Below are 5,695 nucleotides of genomic sequence, written 5' to 3'. Positions count from 1 at the left end.
GCTCAGCCAAAACAAAGCCCCCTGGGTAGGGGGCTTTGAATTAAATCATGGAGGAATTTGGAGGAATTCCAATTTGAAGATAGCCAAGGTTTTCAGCTTTGCACTGTCAGATCTGACAGTCGATAGGAGGTGAATCGGATTATCTCCTCCCCTGCCCACTCGTTGAACTGCGCAAAGTTCGCCTTCATGCTGTCGATCTCGTTGACGTCAAACACCTGGGCCGCCTTGGTCACATCCCCAAACCCGCCCGTATTGTTCGGTACCACCCCCATCAGTTGAGGTGGTACACGATGGGCCGCCAGCTGGTCATCCCGGCTCACCCCCTTGATAGACAGGAAATCATCCTTGGCCGCAATCTCGGCCACCGGGATCAGCTTCACCGAATCCGCCTTGCCACCCGGGGTGTAGAGCAGCAGGTTGCGAAAGTTGCCGGGTCCCTTGCTGTTTTTCAGCGCCGTCTTGAGCGCGGTGATATCGCCCTCGTTCTGCAGGGCATCGCTGATGTGCAGAATAAACCCCGCATGGCTGCCGTTCTCGTAGTAGCGACGGCGAAACAGCGTGGCCGACTCGTTAAGCAGCGCCGAGTTCAGGCTGGCCACATAGTCGGGGATGCCGTAAATCTCCTGATTAACGTCCGCCTCCATCACATGCCCCACATCACCGGCAGGCAACTCCACCTCATCCCCAGGCCTTGGCACCCACCAGTAGCGATCTAGGTCGAGGGATCGGCGAGTGTACTTGGCCGGCATCTGGTCATAGCGCAGCGTGCCCCCCAGCAGGTTGCGCACCCGCTGCAGGTGAGCGTTGCCGAAGATCTCATAGTCCATCACCAACCCGGTAAAGGCGGCCAGGCTCAGTTTCGGATGAGGGATGAAACAGCCGCGCAAGATATTGCGCTTCACCTGGATGGCCGAGGCGTGATGCACCGCCGCCCGATAGACCCGCGCCAGCCCGTGCAGGCTCAGGGGATGCTCATACCAGCGGCCGTTGTGCATCGACTCGAGGTAATCGAATACCTCCCGCTGGGACAACACCGGGATAGCCTCGCCAAACGTAAACGCCTGCACACCGGCAGGTGAGTTGATCTGCTCACTCATCAGTAAATCTCCATAAAGCCGGAATTGGTGCCGGTCTGCCCCTCAAGGGGTTCGTGTAACAGGGCTTGCATGGTTGCCCAGGCAATATCGGCGTGGCTGGTCTCATCAGATCTGCTGGCCTCGAAGGTGGGCAGCTTGCCGCTTTGGGTCACGGCGCGGCGAATGCTCATAAACGCCTGGGCCAAGTCGGTCCAGCCGCTGTCGAACTCCAGCCGCCCCTTGTTCATCACATCCTGTGCCTTCATCACCATCCGCATCTTCACGTTGGGGTTGTACTGAATGGCGGTGACTGCCGGGTAAAACTGCTTCACCAGCTGATAAACCCCCTCCCCAATCCCGGTGGTATCGATGCCGATATAGGCGACGTTGTAGCGATCGCAGATGGCGCGAATGGATTTGGCCTGGGCGTCAAAGTCCATCCCCTGCCAGCGGTGGCGCTCCAACACCCGAAACTTGCCGCCGGGCACCAGTGGCGGGGCCAACACAGCGCAGCCGGCGCTGTCACCTTTGCCACCTTTGGCTGGGTCATAGCCTATCCACACAGCCCGGTTGGCCAGCGGCCGCAAGGTGTGAGGCTTGTAGTCCTCCCACACCAGCCAGCTGTCGACCATGCAGCGCTGCAGCGTCGCCAACGGAAACAGGCTCTCGGTGTCATCCATGAACTCGCACATCAGCAGGTTGCGGTATTCATCCTCGGAATACTCACTGCGCAGTTGATCCAGGTCGAACAGGTTGCAGCCGCCGCGCACCGCATCTTCCACGGTCACGATCTGCCGCCATTGCCCATCGGCGCACAGCTTGCCGGCAGACAAATTGGCGTGGCTCAGGTCAATCTCGACCCGGTCGGCCTTGGCCTTGCCGCGGTTAAAGTTGGCACCAGACCAGAATCCATAAGCAGGATGGGAAAGGCTGGAGGGGGTGGAGATGTAGGTCTGGCGCCACTTCTTGTGCATCGCCATGCCGGAGGCCACCTTGCGAAACTCCAGAAAGCCGTGGATCCAGAAATACTCATCCATGTAGATGTTGCCGTGGTAACTCTGGGCGGTGCGGGCGTTGGTACCAAGGAAATAAAGGTGCGCCCCGTTCGGCAGCACCATGGGGTCACCTTTGAGCTCAACCCCCTCCTCCTTGGCGAACTGGATGATGTACTGCTTGAACATGTGGGCCTGCGCCTTGCTGGCCGACAGGAAAATCTGGTTGCGCCCGGTCACCAGGGCATCAATGAAGGCCTCGAAGGCAAAGAAGTAAGTCGCCCCGATCTGGCGCGACTTGAGCAGGTCGCGGATCCGGTACTCCTGCCCGGCCTGATACCAGACCCGCTGGTAATCGAACATGGTCGACTCAAACCGCTTGATGAGCCGTTCTTGCTGCTCGGGCTCCACCACGTTGCGCTCGGGGGCCTTCTTCGGCCCCTTGTTGCGGTTGGCCACCTTGGGGTTGAGGTCGGCCTCGTTGCCGCCGTTGCTGTACTTGTTGACCCGGGCGATACGCTCAAGCTGGCGGCCCAGCAGATCAATCTCCTTGAAGTCGCCGCCGCTCTTGGTCTCCTTCATCACCAGCTGGATCATGCGCGCCTCGATGGCGCTATCCACCCGGTCTATCGGTTTGATGTCCTCCCAGCCGTCGCGTTTCTTCCAGGTCGAGACGGTACCCTCCGGCGTTTGCAGCAATTCGGCAATGGCGCGCAGCGGGTACCCCTGAAAGAACAGGTACATGGCCTGCCGTCTGGGGTCGAGATGGGGAAAGATGATGGGTGCTGTTGTCATGGCGCCAGTCTACCCAGCCGCTACTACCCCAAACGCCCCACTGCCAGTGTGTAGCGCCACCACACACTGGCCCCGGATTGCACGATCCCGCCGCTCACCCAGACCATAACCGCGACATCACTACCCAATTACCAAAGGGATCCCAGCACATGCCTAAGTCCAAATTCTTCCGTGTTGCGGTTGAGGGGGGCACCACCGACGGTCGCGCCATCACCCGCGAATGGATTGAGCAGATGGCCCAGCGCTACAACCAGGCCACCTATGGCGCACGGGTCAATATGGAGCATATCCGGGGCCTCGACCCCAACGGCTTGTTCAAGATGTACGGCGACATCACCGCCGCCAAGACCGAAGAGGTCACCATCGAAGGGGAACAGCGGCTGGCCCTGTTCGTCCAGATTGACCCGACGCCGGAGCTGATCGCGCTGAACAAGAAGCGCCAGAAGGTCTACACCTCCATCGAGATCCACCCCAACCTGAACGAAAAAGGGGCCTACATGATGGGGCTGGCCGTGACAGACAGCCCGGCAAGCCTTGGCACTGAAATGCTGCAGTTCTGCAGCAAGGCCGCGGTCAACCCGCTGGCCGACCGCAAATACCATCCGGAATGCCTGTTTACCGAAGCCCTCGAAACCGTCATCGAGTTTGAAGATGAGCAGGAGAAAGGCCCGGGCCTGCTGGAACGGATCAGCGCCATTTTCACCAGTCACAAACAGCAATCGACCGCCGATTTCAGCGATGTGCATCAGGCCGTCGAAGCCGTCGCCAAAGAGGTGACCAGCCTCGATACCGACCTGCAAACCAAGTTCAACGAACTGACAGCCCGGCAAACGGCGACTGCCAAAGCCCTGGCCGACCTGACCACCCAGCTCGAGCGCCAGGAAGATTTCAGCCACAAGCGCCAGCCAGCCACCGGTGACGATGGCACCAAGCCAACTTCCACCGATTTTTAAGGGACCCCGATAATGCGCAACGATACCCGTCAGCAATTCGAGCAGTACACCAACCAACTGGCGAGCCTGAATGCCGTCAGCTCGGCCATGGTGCAATTCAGTGTCGAGCCCAGCATCCAGCAAAAGCTGGAAACCAAAATGCAGGAGTCCGTCGACTTCCTCGGCATGATCAACATCGTGCCGGTGGATGAACTCAAAGGGGAAAAGGTCGGCATTGGCATCAATGGCACCATCGCCTCTCGCACCGATACCAGTGGCGGCAAGGCCCGTGTCCCGTTCGACCCGACCGGACTGCAAAACACCAAATACGAGTGCGAAAAAACCAACTACGACACCAGCATCGGTTACGCCAAGCTTGATGCCTGGGCCAAGTTCAAAGACTTCCAGATCCGCATTCGCGATGCCATCGTCAAGCGCCAGGGCCTGGACCGCATCATGATCGGCTGGAACGGCAAACTTGCCGCGAAAGACACCGATCGCGTCCAGTTCCCCATGCTGCAGGACGTCAACATCGGCTGGATTGAGCACACCCGCCATGATGCTCCCGCCCAGGTGATGAGCGAAGGGGATGCGGGCACCGGCCATATCTACATCTACCAACCCAACAGTGAAGCCGACACCAAAGAGGGGGATTACGGCAACCTCGACGCCCTGGTGTTCGATCTGGTCAACAGCAAGATCAAGCCCTGGTACCAGGACGACACCGATCTGGTGGTGATCTGCGGTCGCAAGCTGCTGGCCGACAAATACTTCCCCATCCTCAACGAGACCCGGGACAACCAGAACAAGCTGGCCGGTCAGGTGCTGGTGAGCCAGAAGCAGATCGGCGGCCTGCTGGCGATCCGCGTCCCCTTCGTCCCGGAAGACACCCTGATCGTCACCCGCCTCGACAACCTCTCCATCTACTGGCAGATCGGCGGCCGCCGTCGCCATCTGGAAGAGCAACCGAGCCTCGACCGCATCGTCAACTGGGAATCCTCCAACGATGCCTACGTGGTCGAGGATTACGACTGCATCGCCGTCGCAGAAAACATCACGCTGGGCGCCAAACCTGCGCCTGCAGGCGGTTAAGGAGCCACGATGACACCTGCACAACGACACACCGCCCGCATCATGGCCGCCCTGCAAGGGGCGGCCAACCCCGAGCAGGATCGCGCCGCCGCCAACCAGTACGAACTCCAGCTGATGCAGTTGGCCGAGCACCGTCGCACCCTCAAGGGCATTCAGAGCCTCGAGCGCAAGATTGACGCCAAACGCACCATGCTGGCCACCTACACACCGTGGATTGATGGCCTGCTGGCCGCCGATCGCGGCGGTCAGGATGACGTCATGGTGACCGTGATGCTTTGGCACCTCGACACCGGCGATCTGGCAGGTGCCCTGCCGATGGCTGATTACGTGATCCGCCACGGCCTCAATACCCCGGACCAGTACGAACGCACCGCCCCCACCCTCATCGCCGAAGAGGTGGCCGATACCGCCATCAAGCTGCAAGAGGCGGGTAATGGCCCGTCCCTGCCATTGCTCAGCAGCTACATGAGCATGCTGGCTGACTGCGACATCTTCGACCAGGTACGCGCCAAGTTGCACAAGGCGGTGGGTCGTGCCTGTTATGCCGAAGGGCTCAAGGAGCAAACGGCCGACCACTACCGCCGCGCCATCGAACTGCACGACAAGGTGGGCATCAAGCGAGAGCTGGAAGATCTGCTGCGCGAGATCAAAAAGGATAAAGCCGCCGCCGGCCAGCCGGCCAACGAACCGGCACCGCAGCCAGACGCTGAGCCCCTATCCGAATCACAGCCCCCCGAACAGCCTGACTCCGCCCCCGGCGAGGCCAGCTAACCGAGCGAACCCCGCACCCTGGGCGGCTCGGGCCTGA

The 5,695-nt window shown here is 60.3% G+C and carries 5 protein-coding genes; 3 read left to right on the top strand and 2 right to left on the bottom strand.

The window, feature by feature from the left end; translation table 11 throughout:
- Positions 1-92 precede the first annotated feature (92 nt).
- The gene (locus G5137_RS20610) at positions 93-1,097 is read right to left on the bottom strand and encodes a phage portal protein (protein ID WP_421255915.1); all 1,005 of its coding nucleotides are present in this window, start codon (positions 1,095-1,097) and stop codon (positions 93-95) included.
- Complete coding sequence (locus G5137_RS20605; RefSeq protein WP_421255914.1) at positions 1,097-2,863, bottom strand: terminase ATPase subunit family protein; 1,767 nt, start codon at positions 2,861-2,863, stop codon at positions 1,097-1,099. The genes G5137_RS20610 and G5137_RS20605 overlap by 1 nt, the downstream gene beginning before the upstream one ends.
- Positions 2,864-3,012: 149 nt before the next feature.
- Here G5137_RS20605 and G5137_RS20600 point away from each other — a divergent pair, with 149 nt between their 5' ends.
- The 3 genes from G5137_RS20600 to gpM are packed head-to-tail and all read left to right on the top strand — an operon-like array spanning position 3,013 to position 5,658.
- Positions 3,013-3,816 carry a GPO family capsid scaffolding protein gene (locus tag G5137_RS20600; protein WP_421255913.1) on the top strand — a complete coding sequence of 268 codons (804 nt, stop codon included), beginning with the start codon at positions 3,013-3,015 and terminating at the stop codon, positions 3,814-3,816.
- A 12-nt stretch (positions 3,817-3,828) separates the two neighbouring features.
- Positions 3,829-4,887 (top strand): phage major capsid protein, P2 family, encoded by a 1,059-nt coding sequence (locus G5137_RS20595; RefSeq protein ID WP_421255912.1) that lies wholly within the window; start codon positions 3,829-3,831, stop codon positions 4,885-4,887.
- 9 nt (positions 4,888-4,896) lie between these two features.
- Entirely contained in the window at positions 4,897-5,658 is a 762-nt protein-coding gene (gene gpM / locus G5137_RS20590) for a phage terminase small subunit (protein WP_421255911.1), read from the top strand.
- Positions 5,659-5,695 lie beyond the last annotated feature (37 nt).

Origin of the sequence: Aeromonas sp. 600282, assembly GCF_049175755.1 — a bacterium.
Classification (GTDB): Bacteria; Pseudomonadota; Gammaproteobacteria; order Enterobacterales; family Aeromonadaceae; genus Aeromonas; species Aeromonas veronii_A.
The sequence above is the reverse complement of the archived record's forward strand: the minus strand, read 5'-3'. Positions and strand labels throughout refer to the sequence as shown.

Excerpts from the sequence above, each read along its gene's own strand:
- G5137_RS20610 (WP_421255915.1), bottom strand. The coding sequence starts at position 1,097 with ATGAGTGAGCAGATCAACTCACCTGCCGGTGTGCAGGCGTTTACGTTT.
- G5137_RS20605 (WP_421255914.1), bottom strand. The coding sequence starts at position 2,863 with ATGACAACAGCACCCATCATCTTTCCCCATCTCGACCCCAGACGGCAG.
- G5137_RS20600 (WP_421255913.1), top strand. The coding sequence starts at position 3,013 with ATGCCTAAGTCCAAATTCTTCCGTGTTGCGGTTGAGGGGGGCACCACC.
- G5137_RS20595 (WP_421255912.1), top strand. The coding sequence starts at position 3,829 with ATGCGCAACGATACCCGTCAGCAATTCGAGCAGTACACCAACCAACTG.
- gpM (WP_421255911.1), top strand. The coding sequence starts at position 4,897 with ATGACACCTGCACAACGACACACCGCCCGCATCATGGCCGCCCTGCAA.